This window comes from Actinomyces wuliandei (genome assembly GCF_004010955.1).
Classification (GTDB): Bacteria; Actinomycetota; Actinomycetes; order Actinomycetales; family Actinomycetaceae; genus Actinomyces; species Actinomyces wuliandei.
In genome coordinates this window covers 1,278,107-1,299,634 of the sequence record NZ_CP025227.1, presented here as the reverse complement: position 1 = coordinate 1,299,634, position 21,528 = coordinate 1,278,107, and the positions used below count along the sequence as shown (strand labels likewise).

15 protein-coding genes are annotated in these 21,528 nt (G+C 71.5%); 4 read left to right on the top strand and 11 right to left on the bottom strand.

The window, feature by feature from the left end; translation table 11 throughout:
• Positions 1 to 167: 167 nt before the first annotated feature.
• The 3 genes from acnA to CWS50_RS05360 all read right to left on the bottom strand — a co-directional run bounded on the left by acnA (position 168) and on the right by CWS50_RS05360 (position 7,004).
• The gene (gene acnA, locus CWS50_RS05370; protein ID WP_127841955.1) at positions 168 to 2,840 is read right to left on the bottom strand and encodes an aconitate hydratase AcnA; all 2,673 of its coding nucleotides are present in this window, start codon (positions 2,838 to 2,840) and stop codon (positions 168 to 170) included.
• Positions 2,841 to 3,215: 375 nt separating this feature from the next.
• On the bottom strand, positions 3,216 to 4,592 hold the full coding sequence (locus CWS50_RS05365; protein WP_127843273.1) for a class I SAM-dependent RNA methyltransferase: 1,377 nt from the start codon (positions 4,590 to 4,592) through the stop codon (positions 3,216 to 3,218).
• A 264-nt stretch (positions 4,593 to 4,856) separates the two neighbouring features.
• On the bottom strand, positions 4,857 to 7,004 hold the full coding sequence (locus tag CWS50_RS05360) for an APC family permease (protein WP_127841954.1): 2,148 nt from the start codon (positions 7,002 to 7,004) through the stop codon (positions 4,857 to 4,859).
• A gap of 48 nt (positions 7,005 to 7,052) precedes the next feature.
• On the opposite strand from CWS50_RS05360, the gene CWS50_RS05355 reads away from it, so the two are divergent.
• Together CWS50_RS05355 and CWS50_RS05350 are read left to right on the top strand one after the other, a co-directional pair.
• Positions 7,053 to 7,724, top strand: a complete 672-nt coding sequence (locus CWS50_RS05355; protein ID WP_127841953.1) for a potassium channel family protein — start codon at positions 7,053 to 7,055, stop codon at positions 7,722 to 7,724.
• The gene (locus CWS50_RS05350) at positions 7,724 to 8,440 is read left to right on the top strand and encodes a potassium channel family protein (RefSeq protein WP_127841952.1); all 717 of its coding nucleotides are present in this window, start codon (positions 7,724 to 7,726) and stop codon (positions 8,438 to 8,440) included. The genes CWS50_RS05355 and CWS50_RS05350 overlap by 1 nt, the downstream gene beginning before the upstream one ends.
• A gap of 35 nt (positions 8,441 to 8,475) precedes the next feature.
• Here the strand turns inward: CWS50_RS05350 and CWS50_RS05345 are convergent, their stop codons facing one another.
• The 4 genes from CWS50_RS05345 to CWS50_RS05330 form a co-directional block, all read right to left on the bottom strand.
• A complete protein-coding gene (locus tag CWS50_RS05345; RefSeq protein ID WP_127841951.1) occupies positions 8,476 to 9,261 on the bottom strand; it encodes a DUF3159 domain-containing protein in 786 nt (261 codons plus the stop codon).
• A gap of 76 nt (positions 9,262 to 9,337) precedes the next feature.
• Complete coding sequence (locus tag CWS50_RS05340) at positions 9,338 to 9,748, bottom strand: OB-fold nucleic acid binding domain-containing protein (RefSeq protein ID WP_127841950.1); 411 nt, start codon at positions 9,746 to 9,748, stop codon at positions 9,338 to 9,340.
• Between the two features lie 13 nt (positions 9,749 to 9,761).
• A complete protein-coding gene (locus CWS50_RS05335) occupies positions 9,762 to 10,547 on the bottom strand; it encodes a DUF3710 domain-containing protein (RefSeq protein WP_127841949.1) in 786 nt (261 codons plus the stop codon).
• Positions 10,548 to 10,978: 431 nt separating this feature from the next.
• Positions 10,979 to 11,284 carry a DUF4193 domain-containing protein gene (locus CWS50_RS05330; RefSeq protein ID WP_127843272.1) on the bottom strand — a complete coding sequence of 102 codons (306 nt, stop codon included), beginning with the start codon at positions 11,282 to 11,284 and terminating at the stop codon, positions 10,979 to 10,981.
• 388 nt (positions 11,285 to 11,672) lie between these two features.
• Between CWS50_RS05330 and sepH the strand changes: the two genes are divergently transcribed.
• Positions 11,673 to 13,001 (top strand): septation protein SepH, encoded by a 1,329-nt coding sequence (sepH, locus tag CWS50_RS05325; protein ID WP_127841948.1) that lies wholly within the window; start codon positions 11,673 to 11,675, stop codon positions 12,999 to 13,001.
• Positions 13,002 to 13,095: 94 nt separating this feature from the next.
• Here the strand turns inward: sepH and CWS50_RS05320 are convergent, their stop codons facing one another.
• Together CWS50_RS05320 and CWS50_RS05315 are read right to left on the bottom strand one after the other, a co-directional pair.
• Positions 13,096 to 14,367: an alkaline phosphatase family protein gene (locus CWS50_RS05320; RefSeq protein WP_180342497.1), complete on the bottom strand. Its 1,272-nt coding sequence runs from the start codon at positions 14,365 to 14,367 to the stop codon at positions 13,096 to 13,098.
• Positions 14,368 to 14,450: 83 nt separating this feature from the next.
• Positions 14,451 to 15,050, bottom strand: a complete 600-nt coding sequence (locus CWS50_RS05315) for a DUF5998 family protein (protein WP_127841947.1) — start codon at positions 15,048 to 15,050, stop codon at positions 14,451 to 14,453.
• A 98-nt stretch (positions 15,051 to 15,148) separates the two neighbouring features.
• Between CWS50_RS05315 and CWS50_RS05310 the strand changes: the two genes are divergently transcribed.
• On the top strand, positions 15,149 to 17,683 hold the full coding sequence (locus CWS50_RS05310; RefSeq protein ID WP_127841946.1) for a DNA gyrase/topoisomerase IV subunit A: 2,535 nt from the start codon (positions 15,149 to 15,151) through the stop codon (positions 17,681 to 17,683).
• A gap of 138 nt (positions 17,684 to 17,821) precedes the next feature.
• On the opposite strand, the gene CWS50_RS05305 is transcribed toward CWS50_RS05310, so the two are convergent.
• Positions 17,822 to 18,886: a GNAT family N-acetyltransferase gene (locus CWS50_RS05305; RefSeq protein ID WP_127841945.1), complete on the bottom strand. Its 1,065-nt coding sequence runs from the start codon at positions 18,884 to 18,886 to the stop codon at positions 17,822 to 17,824.
• Between the two features lie 238 nt (positions 18,887 to 19,124).
• The gene (locus CWS50_RS05300) at positions 19,125 to 21,509 is read right to left on the bottom strand and encodes a DNA gyrase/topoisomerase IV subunit B (protein ID WP_371855195.1); all 2,385 of its coding nucleotides are present in this window, start codon (positions 21,507 to 21,509) and stop codon (positions 19,125 to 19,127) included.
• Positions 21,510 to 21,528 lie beyond the last annotated feature (19 nt).

Below are 21,528 nucleotides of genomic sequence, written 5' to 3'. Positions count from 1 at the left end.
GCCTGCCCGCCATCGTGATGTGCCGACCCTGACGTCACCACGAGCCTGCAGGCAGCACGTGGACAACCACAGGCAGGACCCGTCACGACCTCCGCCTGTGGAACTCGGGCTCCCCCAAAACACCCAGAGGGCGCCGACAGGAGGAGCGCGAGAGCAGGGGCAGCCCGCTACCTGGCGGCCAACTGGCGCAGCACGTACTGGAGGATGCCGCCGTGGCGGAAGTAGTCCGCCTCCCCCGGGGTGTCGATACGCACGACAGCGTCAAAGACCACCTCGGAGCCGTCCTGCTTGGCCGCCGTGACAGTGACGGTGCGAGGGGTGACACCCTCGTTGAGCGCCGTCAACCCGGTGACGGCGAAGGTCTCGGTACCGTCCAGGCCCAGCGAGGCCGCCGACTCCCCGTCCGGGAGCTGCAGCGGCACCACCCCCATGCCGATGAGGTTGGAGCGGTGGATGCGCTCGAAGGACTCGGCGATGACCGCCCTGACCCCCAGCAGCGCCGTCCCCTTGGCCGCCCAGTCACGTGAGGAGCCGGAACCGTACTCCTTGCCGCCCAGGACGACCAGCGGCACGCCTGCAGCCTGGTAGGCCTGGGAGGCGTCAAAGATCGACTCCTGCTCGCCGGTGAGGAAGTTCCTGGTGTAGCCGCCCTCCACGCCGTCGAGCAGCTGGTTGCGCAGCCTGATGTTGGCGAAGGTGCCCCGGATCATGACCTCGTGGTTGCCGCGACGCGACCCGTAGGAGTTGAAGTCCGCCCGCTCCACCCCGTGGCTGGCCAGGTAGCGGCCCGCCGGGGAGTCGGCCTTGATAGCACCTGCCGGGGAGATGTGGTCGGTGGTGACCGAGTCGCCCAGGAGGGCCAGCACCCGGGCGCCCGTGATGTCGCTGACCGGGGTGAGATCCATGGTCAGGCCCTCGAAGAAGGGGGCCTTGCGCACGTAGGTGGACCCCTCGTCCCAGGCGAAGGTCTCCCCCTCCGGCGTGTCCAGACCCTGCCAGCGGTCGTCACCAGCGAAGACGTCAGCGTAGTCGCGCGTGTACATCTCCCGGTCGATCGTGGCGTCGATGGTGGCCTGCACCTCGGCGGGGTCAGGCCAGATGTCGGACAGGAAGACATCGTTGCCCTCAGGGTCGCGTCCCAGCGGCTGGGTGGCGAAGTCGAAGTCCATGGTCCCGGCCAGCGCGTAGGCGATGACCAGAGGCGGGGAGGCCAGGTAGTTCATCTTGACGTCGGGGTTGATGCGCCCCTCGAAGTTGCGGTTGCCCGAGAGCACCGAGACCACCGCCAGGTCCGCCTCGTTGACCGCCGCCGAGACCTCGGCGGGCAGCGGCCCAGAGTTGCCGATGCAGGTGGCGCAGCCATAACCCACCAGGTTGAAGCCCAGCTCGTCCAGCGCCGGCCACAGGCCCGCCTTCTCGTAGTAGTCAGTGACCACCTGGGAGCCCGGTGCCGTGGAGGTCTTGACCCAGGGCTTGGAGCGCAGGCCTCGCGCCACCGCGTTGCGGGCCAGGAGCCCGGCCGCCACCATGACACTGGGGTTGGAGGTGTTGGTGCACGAGGTGATGGAGGCGATGGCCACGTGCCCGTGGTCCAGGGTGGTCTGGGTGCCGTCCGCCAGGGTCACCGCAGTGGGCCTGGGACCCTGCGGGGCGTAGGTGGGCAGCACCGAGGCGAAGGCCTCCTTGGCCCCGCTCAGCTCAATGCGGTCCTGGGGGCGCTTGGGGCCGGCGATGGAGGGCACCACAGTGGACAGGTCCAGCTCGAGGTACTCGGAGTAGACGGCCTCACGGGCGGGGTCGTGCCACATGCCCTGGGCCTTGGTGTAGGCCTCCACCAGGGCGATGTCCTCCTCGCTGCGGCCGGTCAGACGCAGGTAGTCCAGGGTGACCTCGTCAATGGGGAAGATCGCAGCCGTGGAGCCGAACTCCGGGCTCATGTTCCCGATGGTGGCCCGGTTGGCCAGCGGGACCTCGGCCACGCCCTCGCCGTAGAACTCCACGATCTTGCCCACCACGCCGTGGGCACGCAGCATCTGGGTGATAGTCAGCACCACGTCGGTGGCGGTAGCCCCGGCCGGGATGGCCCCGGAGAGGCGGAATCCGACCACCTTGGGGATAAGCATGGACACCGGCTGGCCGAGCATGGCGGCCTCCGCCTCGATACCGCCCACGCCCCAGCCCAGGACCCCCAGGCCATTGACCATGGTGGTGTGGGAGTCCGTGCCCACGCAGGTGTCGGGGTAGGCGAGGGTGACCTCACCCTCCTGCCGGGTGAAGACGGTGCGGGCCAGGAACTCGATGTTGACCTGGTGGACGATCCCCGTGCCCGGGGGCACCACACGGAAGTTCGACAGGGCGCCCTGCCCCCAGCGCAGGAACTGGTAGCGCTCGGCGTTGCGCTCGTACTCACGCTCCTTGTTGCGCTCCAGGGAGGAGGCCAGGCCGAAGGAGTCGATCTGGACGGAGTGGTCGATGACCATCTCCGCGGGCGCCAGCGGGTTGATGACCTCAGGGTCACCACCCAGCTCGGCCACCGCCTCCCGCATGGTGGCCAGGTCCACGATGCAGGGCACCCCGGTGAAGTCCTGCATGACCACCCGCGCCGGGGTGAACTGGATCTCCGTGTCCGGCTCGGCGGCAGGGTCCCAGGAGGCCAGCGCCCGCACGTGGTCAGCTGTGACGTTGGCCCCGTCCTCGGTGCGCAGGAGGTTCTCCGCGAGGACCTTCAGGCAGTAGGGCAGGCGCTCCAGGCCAGGGACCGCGTCAAGGCGGTAGACCTCGTAGGAGCGTCCACCGACGTCGAGCGTGTCACGCGAGGCAAAGGTGTTGAGACTGGCCACGAGTGTTGCTCCTATCGTGATGGTCCGCACCGCCACGGACAGCTGGGACAGGCAGCGGAGAGGCGGTACGACGAGGCTGCTAGGAGCCGACGCTAGCGGAGGTCGTGTCACCTGCCGTCAACAGGCGCGGCCGCCACCGCCAGCGCCCTCGCAGCACCCCGCCATCGCAGCATCATCGCAGCGTCATCGCACTGCCCGCGCTGCTGCCACCGCACCTCCACCGCCCAACCCCGGAGGGACAGTCACCACCCATTTACGTCACGGCAGCCGTACGCAACACGAGCAGAGCAGGGCCGCAGGCACAGGTGCGGTCCTGCGACCGGCTCCCGCGCCCGGCTGTGCTCAGTCCGGGATCAGTCCGTGCTCAGTCCGTGCTCAGCCGCGGACCAGCACCGCCACGGCCTCAAGGTGGTGGGTGTGGGGAAACGCGTCCAGCGCGCTCAGCGCCTCCAGGCGGTAGCCCGACCCGAGGAGGACCGCCAGGTCGCGGGCCAGGGCTGCCGGGTCGCAGGCCACCAGCACGACACGCCCAGGCCCCAGCCCGGCAACCGCCTGGACCACCTGGCGACCGGCGCCCTGTCGCGGAGGGTCCAGGACGACGACGTCAGGCCCGGCCCCGTCGAAGGCGGTCCCCGCCGCCGACACCGTGCGGGGTGTCACCCTGCCGTCAGCCACCCGGGTCCAGCGGCAGCCGCGCAGGTTGCGGCGTGCGTCCCTGACGGCCTGGGCGTCCCCCTCCAGGGAGTGGACCTGCCCCGAGGAGCCGACAAGCATCGCCAGAGGGAGCGTGAGCAGGCCCGAGCCTGAGTAGAGCTCCAGGACCCGCTGCCCGCGGGCGGGGCCCGGGTCCAGCCGCGTCCGGGTGTGGTCCCCGGGACGCGTGCCGCCAGGGGACCCGCCCAGGGCCGCACGCACCACCCGGTCCACCAGGACCGTGGGCGCGTCCACGTGCACCTGCCAGAAGCACCCGGGGTGCATCAGGTACCGCAGCTCTCCCAACCCCAGGCCGGTGGCGTCGACAACCTCCTCCACACGTGGCCTGCCCGCAGGACGTGCCGCAGCCGTGAGCACCTGGCCGTCCAGGAGGACGACGGGCTCTCCCCGGCTCGGAGCCACAGCCCTGACGCGCCCACCTGGACGGTAGCGGCTGCGCCAGCGCGGCTCCTCCAGCAGGCCCAGCTCCTGGAGGGGGGCGACCGCCAGGGGCAGGGTCCTGAGAGGAAGGACCTGGTGGGAGCGGAAGGCGTGCATCCCGACCTGGCCCTCCTCACCCACCTCCAGGGTGACCCGGGTCCGGGTACCTGTGCCCCGCACGGGCTCCTCCCGGGACGGGTCCGCGCCCCGGCTCGCCTGCGTCAGCAACGCCTCCACGGCAACACCCCCGGAGGCGGCAGCGCCGGGCAGGGCAGCCACCGCCTCGGCCACCTGCGGCCCGCCAACACGCCGCAGGCAGTCAGCCAGCACCCACTGCTTCCACACGCGCTGGGCGGGCAGGCAGACGTGGGCCAGCTCGCCCCCGCCGACCCCGAAGGGGCCGGCCTCAGGCCACACAGAGTCCACCCGGTCCGGAGAGGGCTCGAGGACCTCCACGACGTCGGCCCTCCAGACCCTCGACGTCCGCTGCACCACCCGGGCGCGGACCGTCTCCCCCGGCAGGGTGTGGCGGACAAACACCACCCGGCCCGAGGGCTCGTCCACGGGACGTGCCACGCAGTGGCCCCCGTGGGCGGGAGCGGTGACCCTGAGGAGCATGTCCTCCTCCTGGTCCCCCAGCCCTGGTCGTCCTGGCAGCCCGGTCCCGCTCGACCGTCCCCTCCCGGCGGGCTCAGGGGGACGGACCACCCTGGAGCCTCCTGGGCGGCCACGACGGCCACGGCGGCCACGACCCCCGGAGTGGGGGCGGTCGGGTACACCGGGTACGGAAGGGGTGCGGCGGGGGGTCACGTGGTGCTCCTGGTTGTCCTGGTAGTTCCTGACAGGCAGTAAGGGTACGCAGGGGCAGCCACGGTCACGGGCTCAGCCCGGCCCGCCCTGTCCCCGGCGCCTCCGGGAGGCCCGGCGGGCAGCGACGTCAGCGTCCATGACGTCCTCGGCTCCCCCGGTGGCGTCCTGGCCACCCCAGCCGCCCCGCCAGGGCTGACCGGGCGCAGCCAGCCTCCAGGGGACGGAGGCCACGACCACACCGGGGACACGCCTCAGAGCGGCCCCCAGACGCGTGGTGGTCGAGCTGAGGAGCACCCGCTCCCACCAGCGGCTCACCAGGTGCTCGGGCAGGAACACCACGACCAGGTCCTGGGGGGCGTCGCTGCGCAGGGAGCGTATGTAGGACACCACGGGCGGAACCACCTCCAGGCTCGGCGAGCCCAGGACAGTCAGGGGGACGGCGACACCGGCCTCCTCCCAGGTCTCCACGAGGCGCTCGACCGAGCCGTCGCCCATGTCGACCGTGAGCACCTCGACGGAGGCCGGGTGGGTGGAGCGGGCGTAGGTCAGGGCGCGCACGGTGAGCTGGTGGAACCGGGAGGCCAGGACCACCGCGCGCACCTGGGCGGGCAGGACCTCCACGTCCTGGAGCCCGCTGACCGACGTCTGCGCGCTGACACGGCGGTAGTAGCGCGAGGTCGCGCGCATGACCAGACACACGGCTACCAGGGCGGCCAGGACGAGCCAGGCGCCCCGGGTCGTCCAGGTGACCAGGACGCAGGCCAGGACCACCCCGGTCACCGCCGCACCCGTGGCATTGAGCACGCGGGAGCGCCGCATGCGCTGACGCGCGCGAGGATCGGTGGCCCGGGCCAGCCAGTACGACCAGTGACGCACCATGCCCACCTGGACCATGGTCAGGCAGACCGACGTCGTCAGCACGTAGAGCGGGACGAGGCGCGTGACCGAGCCACCAGCGGCGACCAGGAGGACAGCGGCTCCCAGCCAGGCCACCATGACGCACCACAGGCGGACACGCCGGTCCCCTAGCTGGCACATCCTGTGCGGGAGCAGGTGGTCCCTGCCCAGTACGGCGGCGAGCACAGGCAGGCGGGTGAGGACCGCAGCGCCGACAAGCAGCACCAGAACCACGGTGGTGACCACCACCAGGTAGGAGACGAGGGGGGCGCCGGGGAAGACAGCGCGAGCCACCTGCACACTGGCAGGCAGCTGGAGGTACCCCTCCCCCACGGGCTGGCCGTCACGCAGCAGCTGCCCCGCCGGGTCCTCCACGACCCGCGCACCGACCGCACCGGCCAGGTGGACGGTGGCTGCCACCAGGGCGGCGCCGACCGCCAACAGGACAACGCCGGAGGCGGTGTCCCACCTGGCATCCCACTTGGCGTCCTGCCCGGTATCCCGCCCGCCACGCCGGGAGCGGTCAGGGCCGCCGCCGAGAGGACCACTGCGGAGGGAACCACCGTCGACGACCGTCCCCGCCCCGGTCAGGACAGCAGAACCGCCCGCCAGCGCCCCCGCCACCAGGAGGAGCACTACCAGGGGCGGCAGACCCTGCTGCCAGTACTGCCCCCCTGCCGCAGGCAGGACCTCCAGGACGGCGGAGTCGGCCCGGTCCAGCCTGCCAGTGAGCTCCTGGGCCAGGCCAGCCGCCACCACGGTACCGAGAGCTGCCGCGTACACAGGTACACACACCCGGACAAGGCGGGTCAGCCCCCTGCCGACCTGTCTGCCAGCCCCCAGGACGGCAAGCGCCAGGCCTGCTGCCCCCACCACCGCGACCTGCACCGTGACAGGTGCCAGACGGGGTGCTGCCACCGCCAGGTAGGACGCGGCCGTGGCCGTGCACACGGCCACGGCCAGGACGTGGGAGGTCAGCAGGGCAGAGGCCGTCACCAGCCCTGGCCACTCCCCCAGGCGGGAGGCCACGGCTCCGTGGCCGACATAGCCACCCCCCCGCCCCTCGACGTGGACGGCCTGCCGGTAGGAGGCAGCCACGATCAGGAGGAGGACCACGCACACCAGGGCGGCTCCCGTAGCCAGCGAGGAGGCTGCCGCACCTGCGGCAGCGGCAGCGGCAAGGACCGCGTCGGGGGCGTAGCCCGTCACGGACAGGGCGGCCGAGCCAGCCCAGGCCCGGGAGCCGGAGGACCCACCCGGAGCCCACACAGAGGGGTCAGGCCCGGGCCGCCCCCTCCTGCCACGATCTGCGGTGTCACGCACGGAGCCATTATTGCGCCAGCGCCTCGTAACGGGAGTACCGTCCTCCTCGTGCACTTCGTCATCATGGGCTGCGGACGGGTGGGGGCCACGCTGGCAGCCCGCCTGGACCGCACTGGCCACTCCGTGTCCGTCATCGACCGCTCCGCCGACGCGTTCCGGCGGCTTCCCTCGGACTTCAGCGGCCGCAAGGTCAAGGGGATCGGCTTTGACCGCGACGCGCTGAGCCAGGCCGGCATCGACGAGGCCTATGCCTTTGCCGCCGTGTCCAACGGGGACAACTCCAACATCGTGGCTGCGCGCGTGGCCAGGGAGACCTTCGGGGTGGAGCGGGTCGTGGCCCGCATCTACGACTCCCGACGTGCTGACGTCTACACCCGCCTGGGTATCCCCACCGTGGCCACGGTCCGTCAGACTGCGGAGCAGATGATGCGTCGCCTCCTGCCCGGCGGCACGACGCGGGAGCTGGAGGACCCGACCGGGACGGTGTCCCTGGTCCAGCCCGACCTCTCACCGGCGTGGGTGGGGACTCCCGTCCCGGTCCTGGAGGGCAGGCTGGGCGTCAAGGTCGCCTGGGTCTCCCGGGGAAACACCGCCTTTGTCCCCCAGGCCACCAGCGTCGTCCAGGAGCATGATCTTCTTCACGTCGCAGTGAGCAGCGACCGCGTGGCCGGGGTGCAGCACGCCCTCTCCCGCCCCCCCGCACAGGAGGTCCGTCCCTGATGAGGATCACGATCGCCGGAGCCGGCTCGGTAGGACGCTCCATCGGCCGCGAGCTTCTCAGCCACCACCACCAGGTCACCCTTGTCGACCGCTCCCCCGACGCCATGCGGATCGCCTCCGTCCCTGAGGCCGACTGGCTCCTGGCCGACGCCTGCGATGTCGACGCCCTGGAGAGGGCGGGGGCCTCAGACTGTGACGTGGTCGTGGCCGCCACGGGGGACGACAAGGCCAACCTCGTCATCTCCCTGCTGGCCAGGACCGAGTTCGCCGTGCCCCGCACGGTGGCCCGGGTCAACAACCCCAAGAACGAGTGGCTCTTTGACGAGACCTGGGGGGTGGACGTGGCGGTCTCCACGCCCCGCTTCATGACGGCACTGGTGGAGGAGGCGGTCAGCATCGGCAGCCTGGTCCCGGTCTTCCGCTTCCACCAGTCTGGAGCCCAGATGCATGAGCTGACCCTCTCCGGGGACTCGCCCGTGGTCGGCAGGCTGGTCCGGGAGGTCAGCCTGCCCCCGCACACTGTCCTGGCGGCGATCCTGCGGGGCTACCAGCCCATCAGCCCCGGCAGCGAGGAACGCTTCGAGGGCGGCGACGAGCTGGTCTTCCTGACTTCCCGGGAGGGGCAGGACGACCTGCACCAGATTCCCCTGCTCTTTACCCGTCAGGACCCTGTGCCCGGCACCACGCGCGACCAGAGCGACCCCGAGGACCTGTGAAGGGCCTGGGCCGGCAGCCTGCGGCAGGCGGTCGGCTACGAGCCCCGACGACCCGGGGCAACCAGCAGCCACACCAGCCACAGGGTCAGGGCGAACAGCGGCACTCCCAGGACGAGCCTGGCCACCCCCAGCGCGGACACTGCTGAGTCGCCCGCCAGGTACAGGGGAACCTCGACGACCAGCCGCAGGCCGAACATCGCAGCCAGGACGGCGGTCCCCAGCCGGTAGCGGTGACGCAGCCCGCGCTGGTCCGGGTCGGACCGCCAGTCCATCGCCCCCTTCGTAGGGGAGGACCTCGCAGAGGAGGACGCGGTGAGGGGCACTGAGGAGGAGACCGCAGACACCACGACACCGACGAGGGGCCAGCCGACCGCGAGCGAGCCGAGGCAGGCGACCAGCCACACGCCGTTGATGACCAGGCCGGTGGCATAGAAGTTCGAGGCCTCACCACTGCGCCAGGCCCACACGGCAGACACCAGGACCAGGACGACGCCGCCTACCGCCTGGGTCGTCGTGCCCTGGCGCTGCACCAGCCGCAGGGTCAGGGCCAGGGCGCTGACACCCAGGGAGACAAGGAGGGCAGGTACCAGCGCCTGGGGCCGCAGCGCCAGGGCCAGCACGAAGACGACCGTGGGCACCGCGGACTCAGCGATCCCCCGCAGTCCGCCCACCGCCGCCAGGGCGTCAAAGCGCTGCGCACCGACGGCACTCAGCCCGCTGCCCCCCGAGGACGGACGGGCACCGCCGACAGGACCGGCAGAGCCGGGGGAGGCGGCGGAGGGTGTGCCGCCGGAGGAGGGGGTGCCTGCCGTCGCTGTCATCCTGTCATCCCAGTCTCTTGTTCTTACGGCCTTGCGCCCTCACGGCCCTGGTGCGGGTCTACGGCCACGATAGCAGTCAGGGTGCGGTCCTGGGCGGTGCTCCCGGTGCGCCGAGAAGCTCGTAGGCGGGATTGTAGATGCGGGGACGAGGACTGCCGTCGGCCACCATGCCCTCGGCCACCAGCCGCTGACCGGGGTCAATGCCCACGACGCGTCGCTGCCCCAGCCACACCAGGTCCAGGCGGCCCGTACCGTCGTACAGGTGGCCCACCAGCAGCGGCCGACCCGCTGCGGGGCTGTAGGTGACGGCCTGCAGCACGCCGGACACCCGTGCTCGCCGCCGCACCAGGACATCGGCGACAGCCTGGGTGCCGGGGTAGCGAGCCGTCTCCCCGGAGGCCCCCTCCTCTGGGTCTCCTGGCTGCTGCACGCCGCCGGGGCGCCAGGCCTGGCACACAGCCCTGAGCACCACGCTGATGACACCCATAGGATCGACGTGCCTACCGCACCTCGGCGACCGTCGGCCCGGGAGCCAGCGGGTCCAGCCCCGGCAGCTCCTCGGCCTCAGGACCGGCAGCCGTGCCCGGAGCGTGTAGCGGCAGCACCTCACGCGGGGGCCGCGCCTGCTCGTCACGCACGACGACGGTGCGGCGCAGCACCTCACGCAGCTCCTCAGACGGGTCGGTGCTGGAGGCGGCCGGTCCCTGAAGCACCGCGCGCAGGAACCAGCGGGGCCCGTCAACACCGATAAAGCGCACCGTACCCACCGAGGTGGCCCCGTCAGGGGCACGCATGGGGATCTGGGCCAGGACCTCGGTCCCGTAGTCGCCCTCGACCTCCTGGTAACTGGCTCTGGCCCCGGACAGGCTCTGGACGATGTCGGCACGCAGCTCCTCCCAGACGCCCGAGCTCTTGGGCGCGGCAAAGGCTCGCAGCTCCAGGGAGGAGCCGCCCAGGGCGAGGACGGCGGCGGTGAGCACACCGCCGGGAGCCTGCTCCAGCCGCACCTGCATACCGTCCACGGCCGGGACGCGCAGGGCACCCAGGTCCACCCGTGTGACCTCCTCCTGCTCTGCGGGCAGGCTCGCGGCGTCCCAGGGTCCGTGCGCGGACGAGGAGCCGGACGCGCCCTCTGCGGGCGCCGCGGTCCTGGCCGCAGTGGTATCCGCCCGATCCGCCTGCCTGGAGGAGCGTGAGACCTGCTGTGTCGAGACCTCCACGCTGCCTCGAGCGCGACGGCTGTCGTGGTCACGGCGGTCTTCACGACGACGTGAGAACAGTCCCATGCAGATCTCCTGAACTCGGCAAGCAAAGATGGGGCGCCCGGACCATAGGTGGACCGCAGCCCTGGGCTGGGTCTGGGGTCAGGCTTCAGGCAAAGTCTAGGCGAAGTCCCAGCAATGTGCCCTGGCGCACCGGCGGGGACCGGCGGTCAGCACCAGGACGGCGGGCGTGAGTGGCCTCGTCGGGAGGACCTGCCCACCCGCCACCGCAGACACGACCTCGTCCATCCCCAGGCCCGGCAGAAGGCGGACGATCCTGCCAGGCGGCACCAGGCCTGGCCGACGGGCGGCGTGCGCCGACCACGCTAGCCCACAGGCACGGGTCCCTCCAGACCGCTCACCCTGGGAGGGCCACTACCTGTGGCGGCGCTCCTCCCGAGACATACGGCCCGGCTCACCCGACCAGTCCTGCGGGGCCGACGCACTGACCGCCGTCAGCCCGCACAGTCAGCGCATACCGGCAGGCCCGTGGCCTCGTCGACGTAGGCCAGCTGGCTGCGGTGGTGGACCAGGAAGCACTCCGAGCAGGTGAACTCGTCCTCGAGCTGGGGCACCACGTGGACCTTCAGCTCCTCACGGGACAGGTCCGCCCCGGGCAGCTCGAAGCCCTCGGCGGCCTCGTTCTCGTCCTCGTCAATAGCGGCAGACGACTGGTCCTTCTGCCGCGCAGTGAGCTCCTCAATGGAATCGGCCTCGGGCTCGTCCTCGTTTTTGCGGGGGGCGTCGTAGTCAGTCGCCATGGCCTCGTCACTCTTTCTTTCGACGGCTCTCATTTAGCTCCCAGACCTCAGGTGGGTCTCACCAGCGCGGGCAGCCTCGCGGCGCAGGTGTGGTGCCGCTGTGCCCCGTCCGGGAAGGGCACGCGCACCATAGCACCGAGGGACCCTCCGTCAAGTCAGAATGAAGGATGAGATAAGGAGGAAAACATAGGGCAGGCACGTGGGACGGACGAGGGTACCCGCCGGGCGCACGCCTCACAGCGGGCACACCGCTCAGCCTCCCGCCGTGGACAGTTCCGAGGTGGCAGGCTGGGGACGACTGTCGTGTGGGCGTGCACAGGCGCCTCACAAGCAGGGCACGAGCACTGCATGAGCCACGGTACCGTCACGACGCTGAGGAGGGCTAGCCATGGTCGAGCTCGAGCTGCTGGGAGCCAACGGGGACACGGTCGTCATGACTGACGCCAACGGTGAGCGCTACAGCATCATCATTGACGACGCCCTGCGTGCCGCCGTGCGACGTGACCGTGCCGCCGTCCTGCCGCAGCCGACTCCCGTCCTCACCGACGCCCCAGTCCGACCCCGCCAGCTCCAGGCTCTCATGCGCGCTGGGGCCACCGCCACCGAGGTCGCTGTCGCCACCGGGATGGACGTAGCGCACGTGCGCCGCTACGAGGGACCGGTGGTCGCCGAGCGGCAGTGGGCGGTCACCCAGGCGCAGTCCTGCCGGATCGGCTGGGAGAAGGACTCGCCGCTGCTGGGTGAGCTGGTGGTGGACCGCCTGGCGACACGGGGGGTCAACCCCTCCAGCCTGGAGTGGGACGCCTTGCGCGAGGGCCGCGACCCGTGGCTCATCATGGTGACGTTCATCCAGTCAGCGGAGGAGAAGCACGCCCGCTGGTCACTGGACCTGGCAGCCCGCTCCGTCCACGCCCTGGACGACGAGGCCCGCTGGCTGACCGAGGCCGCGTCCACCTCACGCCGCCCTGCCGTCTTCGACCAGGACTCCCAGGCCCCCGGAGCCTCGGCCCGCCGGGGCCAGGAGCCTGGAAGGGCTGGTGTGCCCGAAGCAGAGCAGCCCGGCCACGCCGCCGTGCCGACCTCGCCCCAGGACCCAACCGCCCCTGACGAGGTCGTCCGGCACGACGTCGGCAAGGGCATCCAGCCCGCTGCAGGGCCGTCCCACTTCCCCGAGCCCGCCTCTCCGGGCAGCGGCTCACCGGCTGGAGCCGCCTCGGCCGCCGCGAGCCTGGACGCCACTGACGCCCTGCTGGCGGACCTTGCCTCCAACCGGGGACGACGCATCGAGGTCGAGGTGCCCGCAGACGAGCTGCAGGACACGCTCCTGTCCTCCGACCAGGCCCCCGAGGCTCCTCGACCCGGGGACACGCCGGAGGCCGGGACCCAGACCTCCGGCATCCGTGCACAGGTCTACTCCATGTCCGAGCGCCGACGCCACGGCAGTGCAGGATCACGCCTCGCCCCGGCACCCGAGCCGAGCGACCCCACCTCACAGACCCCCGCCGTCGGGGTCCCTGCCGACTCCGCAGACCCCGACACCGAGCCGGTACCGGAGGTCACGGCCCCCACCCGGGTGAGCAGCCGTGCCAGCCGTGCCATGGACCCCCAGGCATCCGCCGCCCAGTCGGCCGCCTCTCCCGCCCCCAGGTCCAGACGGCGCTCCCGGCGCTCCGTCCCCTCCTGGGACGAGATCGTCTTCGGTGCCAAGCCGGAGTAGCCTCCGGCAGCCCCAAGCAGCTCTCCTTGCCTACCCATGCGGCTCCCTGCCCCAAGGTCCACCGCTGATGTGGCTGAGGTCCGCCGCCGGTGGCTCAGGTGACTGTCATCATCAGCGGGACGTCCGTCTCCGCCCTCGTCAGGGAGCCGTGGACACCGCGCATCCCCAGTGCCGCCGGGGAGTGGACGCGCGAGTCCACCAGGACCCAGGTGCCTGCCATGGCAACCACGACGTCGCCGGTGACGTCACGTGCCCTGGCCCCCAGGGGACCGAGGTGGACGGCAGCCTCCTGCCGGGTGCCGACCCAGGCTGCCCGCGGCCCCAGCCGCTGGCGCCAGCGCTCGGCGACCTCTTGGGCCAGGGCCTCGTCGGCGTGCGGCAGGTGCAGGTGCGTGAACCGGGGCTCCCCGGCAACAGCCACCACGTCGCGGGCAAGGTCAGGGTGGTCCGCCAGGTCCACCCTGTGCGCGGCGTCGGTGTCAACCATGCCGTGGTCGGCTGTCAGGAGGAGCCGGGTACCGCGCGGCACCCGGCGCTCCAGCTCTGCCAGCGCGGCGTCAAGACGCTCAAGCTGCTCCAGCCACTGGGGGCTGCGCCAGCCGTGCTGGTGGCCGGTGTGGTCGAGCTCGCCGACGTAGAGGTACACCAGCGGAGTACCTGACCGCAGCGCCCCGGCCGCCTGCCCGGGACGGTCCTCAAGGCGGTCTGCTCCCAGGTGGGTCGTGCCCCGCAGCGCCGCCTCGGTAAGACCGGAGCCGACGAAGCGGGCGGGCCCCACACTTGCCGCCAGGCCAGTCCTGCCCGGACCGGTCCCAGGCTCACGGCGAAGCCGCTCAAAGACCGTCGGGACGTCCTGCCAGGACCTGGGGTCCAGGGCGCTCCCCTGCCAGGAGACGAGGCTGAGCAGCTGGTCCGCGCTGGGGACGGTCCCCGCGGGCAGGCGGCCTCCCAGGAGCGGGTTGAGCACACAGTAGCCCACCATCCCGGTCGTGCCCGGCAGCGCGGTCGTGCCCAGGGTAGTCAGCGCGGCTGCCGTGGTCGTCGGCCTGCACGTCGTCAGCCCCGGCCCCCCGGTGCCGGAGCCGGGCAGTGCGGACCACCGGCGCAGGACCGGGGCGTGCCCGCGCCGCTCAGCCAGGAGCTCTGACCCCAGTCCGTCCACCAGGACGACGACAGTCGGCCTCGGCTCGGACATGCCCCACGCACGGGCGCACCCGGCGGCCTGGTCGTGAGCCAGGACGGCCCCGCCCAGGACCGGGTCGGCCACGTCGGCCAGCACCAGGCCCGCACCGACGGCGGCGGCTGCCAGGACCTGGCGCAGGCCTGCAGGCTGTGTGCCTGCGGGAGCCACAGCGCCAGGCACCACGTCACCGGCTGGAGCACCGGGTAGTACGCCCGGTGCCGTGTCCTGTGCGTCCGGGACCCGTCGGGTCCCCCCGGACTCGCCGCTCACGAGCCGGCCGCAGCCTGAGCCGTGGCCTGGGAAAGAGCGCGGGCAAAGGCCTCGGCGCGAGCCAGGGCAGCGTCCCCCTCCACCCCGGCGGCGATCCGCAGGGCGATGTCATCAGGAGCCAGGACTCCCGACATCCCGTGGTCAGCCTGGCAGTCCGGGTCGCCGCAGGTGGCAGGCTCCAGGTCGATGCGGCGCACCGCCCCCCAGGAGACGGCGATCGTCATCTCCGTGAGGGTCCCGCCCCCCGCAGCAGGCTCGCTGACCCCCCGGGTCAGGGCCACCGAGCGGACACGACTGACCGGGACGGCCTCGGAGGTGGCCAGGGCACCGGGACGGCCGTCCTCCCGCGGGGTGTCGTCGACGTGGACGACGATGAGGCGGCTGGGGGTCAGGGCTAGGACAGTGAGGTGCCGGTGGACCGCGTCGGCAAACGTGGTCTCGGCGTGGACCAGGCTGATCGTGACCTCCTCCTCGCCAGCCGCCAGGGCCAGGGTGTCCAGGACCAGCTCGGGGTAGTAGCCGGCACGCTCCACCTCCAGAGCCAGGGCACCATCCGCATGGGTGCCGTGGGAAGCCCGTCGTCGCGTGGAAGTCATGCCCGAATTGTGCCACCTCCGCCCGACGCCCCCGTCGGAGCGGTCACGGGTCGGGTGTCGTGATGACAGTCTCCCCTGCCTGTGGCGACAATGCGCCTATGCCGAAGTCCGCCTCCACCCAGGCCCCTCCCCCAGACGACGGAGAGATCGTCGAGCTCGACCTGTCCACGGAGATGCGCACCAGCTTCCTGGAGTACGCCTACTCCGTCATCTACGCCCGCGCCCTGCCCGACGCCCGTGACGGCCTCAAGCCGGTCCAGCGACGGATCCTGTTCCAGATGGACCGCATGGGGCTGCGCCCGGACCGCCCCCACGTCAAGTGCTCCCGTGTCGTCGGCGACGTCATGGGCCGTCTCCACCCCCACGGAGACGTCGCGATCTACGAGGCCCTGGTGCGCCTGGCCCAACCCTTCACGATGCGGCTGCCCCTGGTGGACGGTCACGGCAACTTCGGCTCCCTGGACGACGGCCCCGCAGCGGCCCGCTACACCGAGGCCCGCCTGGCGGCCTCCGCGCTGGCGCTGACGGCGGACATCGACGAGGACACGGTCGACTTCTCCCCCAACTACGACTACACGCTCACCGAGCCCGGTGTCCTTCCCGCAGCCTTCCCCAACCTCCTGGTCAACGGAGCCTCGGGGATCGCCGTGGGCATGGCCACGAACATGCCTCCCCACAACCTGATGGAGGTGGTGGCCGCCGCCCGCCACCTGCTGGAGCACCCGGAGGCCACCCTGGAGGACCTCATGGCGCTGGTGCCCGGGCCGGACCTGCCCGCCGGGGGGGTGGTCGTCGGCCTGGACGGCATCCGAGAGGCCTACCGCACAGGCCGGGGGAAGTTCCTCACCCGCGCCACCGCACACATCGAGTCCATCGGGCCACGCCGCCGGGGCATCGTCTTCACCGAGCTGCCCTACCTGGTGGGCCCGGAGAAGGTCATCGCCCGCATCAAGGACGCCGTGGCCTCCAAGAAGCTCCAGGGAGTCACCGACGTCAACGACCTGACTGACCGCAAGAACGGCACCCGCCTGGTCGTGGGGGTCAAGAACGGCTACAACCCGGAGGCCGTGCTCGCCCAGCTCTACAGGCACACCCCGCTGGAGGACTCCTTCGGGATCAACAACGTGTGCCTGGTGGACGGGCAGCCGCGCACCCTGGGGCTGCGCGGGCTCCTGGAGGTGTTCCTGCGCCACCGCACGGAGGTCGTCACCCGCCGCACCCGGTTCCGCCTGGAGCGGCGCCGTGAGCGGGCGCACCTGGTTGACGGCCTGCTCATCGCCATCCTGGACATTGACGAGGTCATTGCTGTTGTCCGCTCCTCCCAGGACGCCGAGGCCGCACGCACCAGGCTCCAGCAGGTCTTCGACCTCACCGAGGTCCAGGCGGCCTACATCCTGGAGCTCCAGCTGCGTCGTCTCACCAGGTACTCCGTCATCGAGCTGGAGAAGGAGAAGGAGGAGCTGGCCCGGGAGATCGGCAGGCTGGAGGCGGTGCTGGCTGACGAGGCCCTGCTGCGCGACCAGGTCTCCCGCGAGCTGGCCGCCGTGGCCGAGGAGTTCGGCACGCCACGGCGCACCGTGCTGCTGGAGTCCTCCGGCGAGGACGTCGTGGGGGCAGGAGCCCCGACCTCGGACAGGGCAGAGGCGGGGGGAGGGCCAGGCTCAGCCCCCCGGCACCAGGCGGTGGCGCTCACGGCTGGCAGCACGCAGGTGCCCCTGACCGTCCCTGACGAGCCCTGCCAGGTGCTCCTGTCCACCACGGGCCTGGTCGCGCGCACCAGCGGCCCCGAGCCGGTGTCCCGCACCGGTGCCCGCCGCCCGCACGACGCCTTGACCTCCCAGGTCCCGGCCACAGCACGCGGCACGGTCGGTGCCGTGACTGACACCGGGCGCCTGGTCCTCATGGACGTGGTCGCCGTGCCAGAGATTGAGCGGACCCAGGAGGCACCCTCCCTGGCTGGCTGCGCCCCGGTGCACCAGCTGGTGGACACCGCCGCCGGGGAGAAGGTGGTCGGACTGGTCCCCGTGGGTGGCGCCCAGACCGACCCCGTGGTCCTCATGACGGCCCAGGGCGTGGTCAAGCGGGTACGCCCCGGGGACGAGCCCCGCAACGGCCAGGCCTGGGCGATCATCTCCCTGTCCGAGGGGGACCGGGTGGTGTGCGCGACCACTGCCGCCGACTCCGACTTCCTCGCCCTGGTCTCCTCCGACGCCCAGCTGCTGCGCTTCCAGGCCGCCAGGGTCCGGCCCCAGGGCCGGGGCGCCGCCGGAATGGCAGGAATGTCCCTGCGCCCCGAGGCCCAGGTGGTCTTCGGTGGCGCCGTCCCTGAGGAGCTGGTGGCTGAGGCCGTGGTGGTGACCGTCGCCGGTGCCGGACAGACGCTGCCCGGCACCGGTGGGGGCAGCGTCAAGGTCACTCCCCTGGACCGCTACCCGGCCAAGGGGCGTGCCACGGCAGGAGTGCGCACGCACCGTTTCCTCCAGGGGGAGCACAAGCTGGTGCTGGCGTGGGTCGGCGTGGCTCCCACCAGGGCGCTGCGTTCAGGCGGCAGGCCGACATCCCTGCCGGAGCCTGACGAGCGCCGGGACGGCTCGGGGACCCAGCCAGCCTCGCCGGTTACCGGAGTCGGCTGACCTGCGGGTACCAGCTGATGAGCGCCCCGAGTGCGCCTGCCTCCCTGTGTGCCTGGCTGGAGCCCCTGCCCGCCCCGCAGCGCGCCAGCACACGGCCCGAGCCTGGCACGCTAGCCGCCTACACGTCCAGGACCCTCCTCACACGTCTAGGACGTAGAGGACTGTCCCACGTGTGGGCTCGTAGCCCAGGGACTCGTAGAGGTCAACCGCCCCTGAAGGGTTGTCCGTGTCCACGCCTGCGGCCGCGTACTCCATGCCGTCAGCCGCGTAGGCCTGCATGGCGGCACACAGCAGCGCCGAGCCCACGCGTCGGCTGCGGTAGTCACGCAGCACACCCAGCATGTCGGTGTAGCCCTCCCTCCAGCCCAGCGCCTCCCAGTCCTGCTCGTAGCGGCTGGAGCGAAGGTAGCCAGCCACCCGGGCACGGTCGCCGGAGCGGTCCGTGGCGACGAAGCTCCAGCGGGGCGCGAAGTAGGCACTCCCCTGCGCCCACTCCTCGGGGGTCAGGCTCCGCGAGCCCCAGCCCTCACCTATGGCCTGGTTGTGCGCCCGGCGCACAGCGTCATCAATCTCGGGCGTCCACGGCTCGACCCGTAGGAAGCCGTCGAGCTCGACCACCGGGATGTCCAGGGACAGGGAGCGACGCAGCTCACGGTACCAGCGGCGAGGCTCGAACCCCAGGTGCCTCAGGTGCTCCTGCATCCGCTCGTCACCCTCCAGGACCGTGGTGACCACGTGGGCTGGCTGGCGCCGCGCCCGGGAAGCGGCGGAGTCAGCCAGCGAGACCGCCCGCTCGGCCCCTACAAGGTGGCGCGCCCGCTCGGCCTGCCAGTGCAGCAGCGAGCGCCCGATCCCCTGCCCGCGCCTGCTCGGGTCCACGACCCCGGTCATGGAGACGTAGATCTCCCCGGCAGGGCGCAGACGCACCAGCCCGAAGGCGCGCATGACCCCCTCCTCGTCACGACCTGCGACACCAGAGTAGGTGGGGTCGATGAAGTACTCGGCGGTCTCCTGGGCGGTAGTCCGGTAGGGAGGGTCGTCCACCGTCTCTGCGCGGGAGATGAGAGCTGCGAGCTCGGCGTTGTCCTCAGGGCTCAGCGGCATCCACGACAGGTGCCGCGACAGCGAGGAACGGGGTCCGGGACGCAGCATGGTCCACGGAGACCAGCCCCCGCCGCGAGGGGAACCATAGACTGGAGCCATAAGACGCCCTCCTTCGGGTAGGGCCGGACCTGTCAGAGGTGTCCGGGGCTATCAGGGCTGGCAGGGCAGGGCCAGAGCAGAGCCTACCCCAGGCCCGCTGGACTGCGGCCACAACCTCCCTGCCTGCGGCCCGTACCAGCCTGTCCCACCTGCTCAGCGCACTATTGCTCAGTGCGCCATACTCGGCGCACCACACGTCACCACCAGCCCGGTCACTGCCACCGCCCGCCGGAGGTTCTCAGGCGTCGATGCGTTCCCGGTCCACGTCCCTGGCACCCTGGACGATAAAGTCCCGGCGCGGCTCCACCGAGCTGCCCATGAGGAGCTCGAAGACGGACTCCGCCCGGACAACCTCCGCCTCATCGGCCAGGGTGATGCGTCGCAGGGTACGGTGCTCGGGCTCCATCGTGGTCTCGGCCAGCTGGTGGGCATCCATCTCCCCCAGGCCCTTGTAACGCTGCGGCTCCTTGAAGCTGCGCCCCGAGCGCTCCAGGCGCCGCAGGGTCTCCACCAGCTCCTCGTCGGAGTAGGTGTAGATGACCTCCTTCTTACGCCGCCCCCTGCCTGCCACCTCGATACGGTGCAGGGGTGGGACGGCGGCGAAGACCCGCCCGGCCTCGATCATAGGGCGCATGTAGCGGAAGAAGAGGGTCAGCAGGAGGGTGCGGATGTGCGCGCCGTCCACGTCGGCGTCAGTCATGAGGATGACCTTGCCGTAGCGTGAGGCCCCGATGTCAAAGGTCCGCCCCGAGCCGGCCCCGACCACCTGGATGATGGCCGAGCACTCAGCGTTGCGCAGCATGTCCGCCTGGGAGGCCTTCTGGACGTTGAGGATCTTCCCACGGATGGGTAGGAGCGCCTGGAACTCGGAGTTGCGGGCGTTCTTGGCCGTTCCCAGGGCGGAGTCGCCCTCGACGATGAACAGCTCGGAGGCCGCCACGTCGTCACTGCGGCAGTCGGCGAGCTTGGCGGGCAGGGAGGAGGTCTCCAGGGCCGTCTTGCGCCGGGTGATCTCCTTGTGGAGGCGTGCCGAGACCCGGGCACGCATCTCCCCGACGATCTTCTCCTCCAGGGAGCGGGCCTGGGCCTTGAGGTCTCTCTTGGAGGAGGTCAGCAGGGCCGTCAGCTCGGTGTCCACCACCTTGGCCACGATCTGGCGCACGGGAGCCGTGCCCAGCACCTCCTTGGTCTGACCCTCGAACTGGGGCTCGGGCACGCGCACAGTCACCACGGCGGTCAGGCCCGCCAGGATGTCGTCCTTCTCGACCCGCCCGTCGCGGGAGGTGAGCTTCAACGCCCGGGAGTCCGCCTCAATGCGCTTGCGCAGCACCCGGGTCAGGGCCTGCTCGAACCCGCTGAGGTGCGTGCCGCCCATCGGCGTGGCGATGATGTTGACGAAGGAACGCTCTGTGGTGTCGTAACCAACTCCCCAGCGCAGGGCCACGTCCACGAGGCAGGTCCGCTCGACCTCGACCGGGCGCAGGTGGCCGCCCGCGTCCAGCTGCTGCACGGTCTCGGTGTAGGTGCCCTGGCCCGTGAGGCGGAAGGTGTCCGTCACGGAGCCGTCAGAGGCCAGGAAGTCCACGAAGTCAGCGGTCCCGCCCCGGGCGTAGAAGACCTCGGCGCCGCCTGCCCCGCTGCCAGGAGCACTGCCGTTGACGTCCCCACTGCTGTCCTGCCCACTGGCGGAGAACAGGTCACCGGCACCCGCCCTGGTGCCCCTCCCTGTGCCGGCAGCAGTGGCAGCAGTGCCTGTCGTGACTGGCGCAGCCACCCGCGCCGCCACCCGCAGGGACGCCTCGTGGACGGCGTCGTCGGTGCTGCCGGCGTCAGCAGCAGGGGTGGTGGAGGCGGCCAGCACCTCAGCCTGGGGACGGTGGTCCTCCAGGCGCAGGGTGAGCCCGGGGACCAGGAAGCTGGTCTGGCGCAACCGGGCTCGCAGTGCCCCGGCGTCGAACTCGCTCGGCCTGGGGAAGATCTGCGGGTCCGCCCAGTAGCGGACCCGGGTACCGGTCACACCTGCCCTCACCTTGCCGACCACACGCAGCTGTGAGTCCTGGGTGAAACCGGTGAAGGGGGACTGCGGGCCGCGTCCGGCGGAGTCGTCAAAGACCCCGGGCTCGCCCCGGCGGAAGCTCATGGCGTAGGTCCGTCCGCCCCGGTCCACCTCCACGTCCATGCGGGCCGACAGGGCGTTGACCACCGAGGCGCCCACCCCGTGGAGGCCGCCTGCGGCGCCGTAGGAGCCCCCGCCGAACTTCCCTCCCGCGTGCAGCTTGGTGTAGACCAGCTCCACCCCCGTCAGCCCGGAGGAGGGCTCGACGTCCACCGGAACGCCACGGCCGTTGTCGCGCACCTCGATCGACCCGTCGCCGTGGACAGCCAGGGTGATGTCGTCCCCGTGACCCTCCAGGGCCTCGTCGACGGCGTTGTCCAGGATCTCCCAGACGCAGTGCATGAGACCGCGCTGGTCAGTGGAGCCGATGTACATGCCGGGGCGCTTGCGCACGGCCTCCAGCCCCTCCAGGACGGAGAGGTGACGGGCAGAGTAGGAGGTCTGAGCAGGCTGCTCAGACCTGGCAGACTTGTCCGCGCGGCTGGTCGCGGTCTTGGATGCAGGCACGGGCGAACCTTAGCGGATG

Bases quoted from the DNA above. Each gene is read 5' to 3' on its own strand.
- CWS50_RS05345 (WP_127841951.1), bottom strand. From the start codon at position 9,261: ATGACAGCGACGGCAGGCACCCCCTCCTCCGGCGGCACACCCTCCGCC.
- CWS50_RS05335 (WP_127841949.1), bottom strand. From the start codon at position 10,547: ATGGGACTGTTCTCACGTCGTCGTGAAGACCGCCGTGACCACGACAGC.
- CWS50_RS05315 (WP_127841947.1), bottom strand. From the start codon at position 15,050: ATGACTTCCACGCGACGACGGGCTTCCCACGGCACCCATGCGGATGGT.
- CWS50_RS05365 (WP_127843273.1), bottom strand. From the start codon at position 4,592: ATGCTCCTCAGGGTCACCGCTCCCGCCCACGGGGGCCACTGCGTGGCA.
- CWS50_RS05340 (WP_127841950.1), bottom strand. From the start codon at position 9,748: ATGGGTGTCATCAGCGTGGTGCTCAGGGCTGTGTGCCAGGCCTGGCGC.
- CWS50_RS05305 (WP_127841945.1), bottom strand. From the start codon at position 18,886: ATGGCTCCAGTCTATGGTTCCCCTCGCGGCGGGGGCTGGTCTCCGTGG.
- CWS50_RS05350 (WP_127841952.1), top strand. From the start codon at position 7,724: ATGAGGATCACGATCGCCGGAGCCGGCTCGGTAGGACGCTCCATCGGC.
- CWS50_RS05330 (WP_127843272.1), bottom strand. From the start codon at position 11,284: ATGGCGACTGACTACGACGCCCCCCGCAAAAACGAGGACGAGCCCGAG.
- CWS50_RS05310 (WP_127841946.1), top strand. From the start codon at position 15,149: ATGCCGAAGTCCGCCTCCACCCAGGCCCCTCCCCCAGACGACGGAGAG.
- sepH (WP_127841948.1), top strand. From the start codon at position 11,673: ATGGTCGAGCTCGAGCTGCTGGGAGCCAACGGGGACACGGTCGTCATG.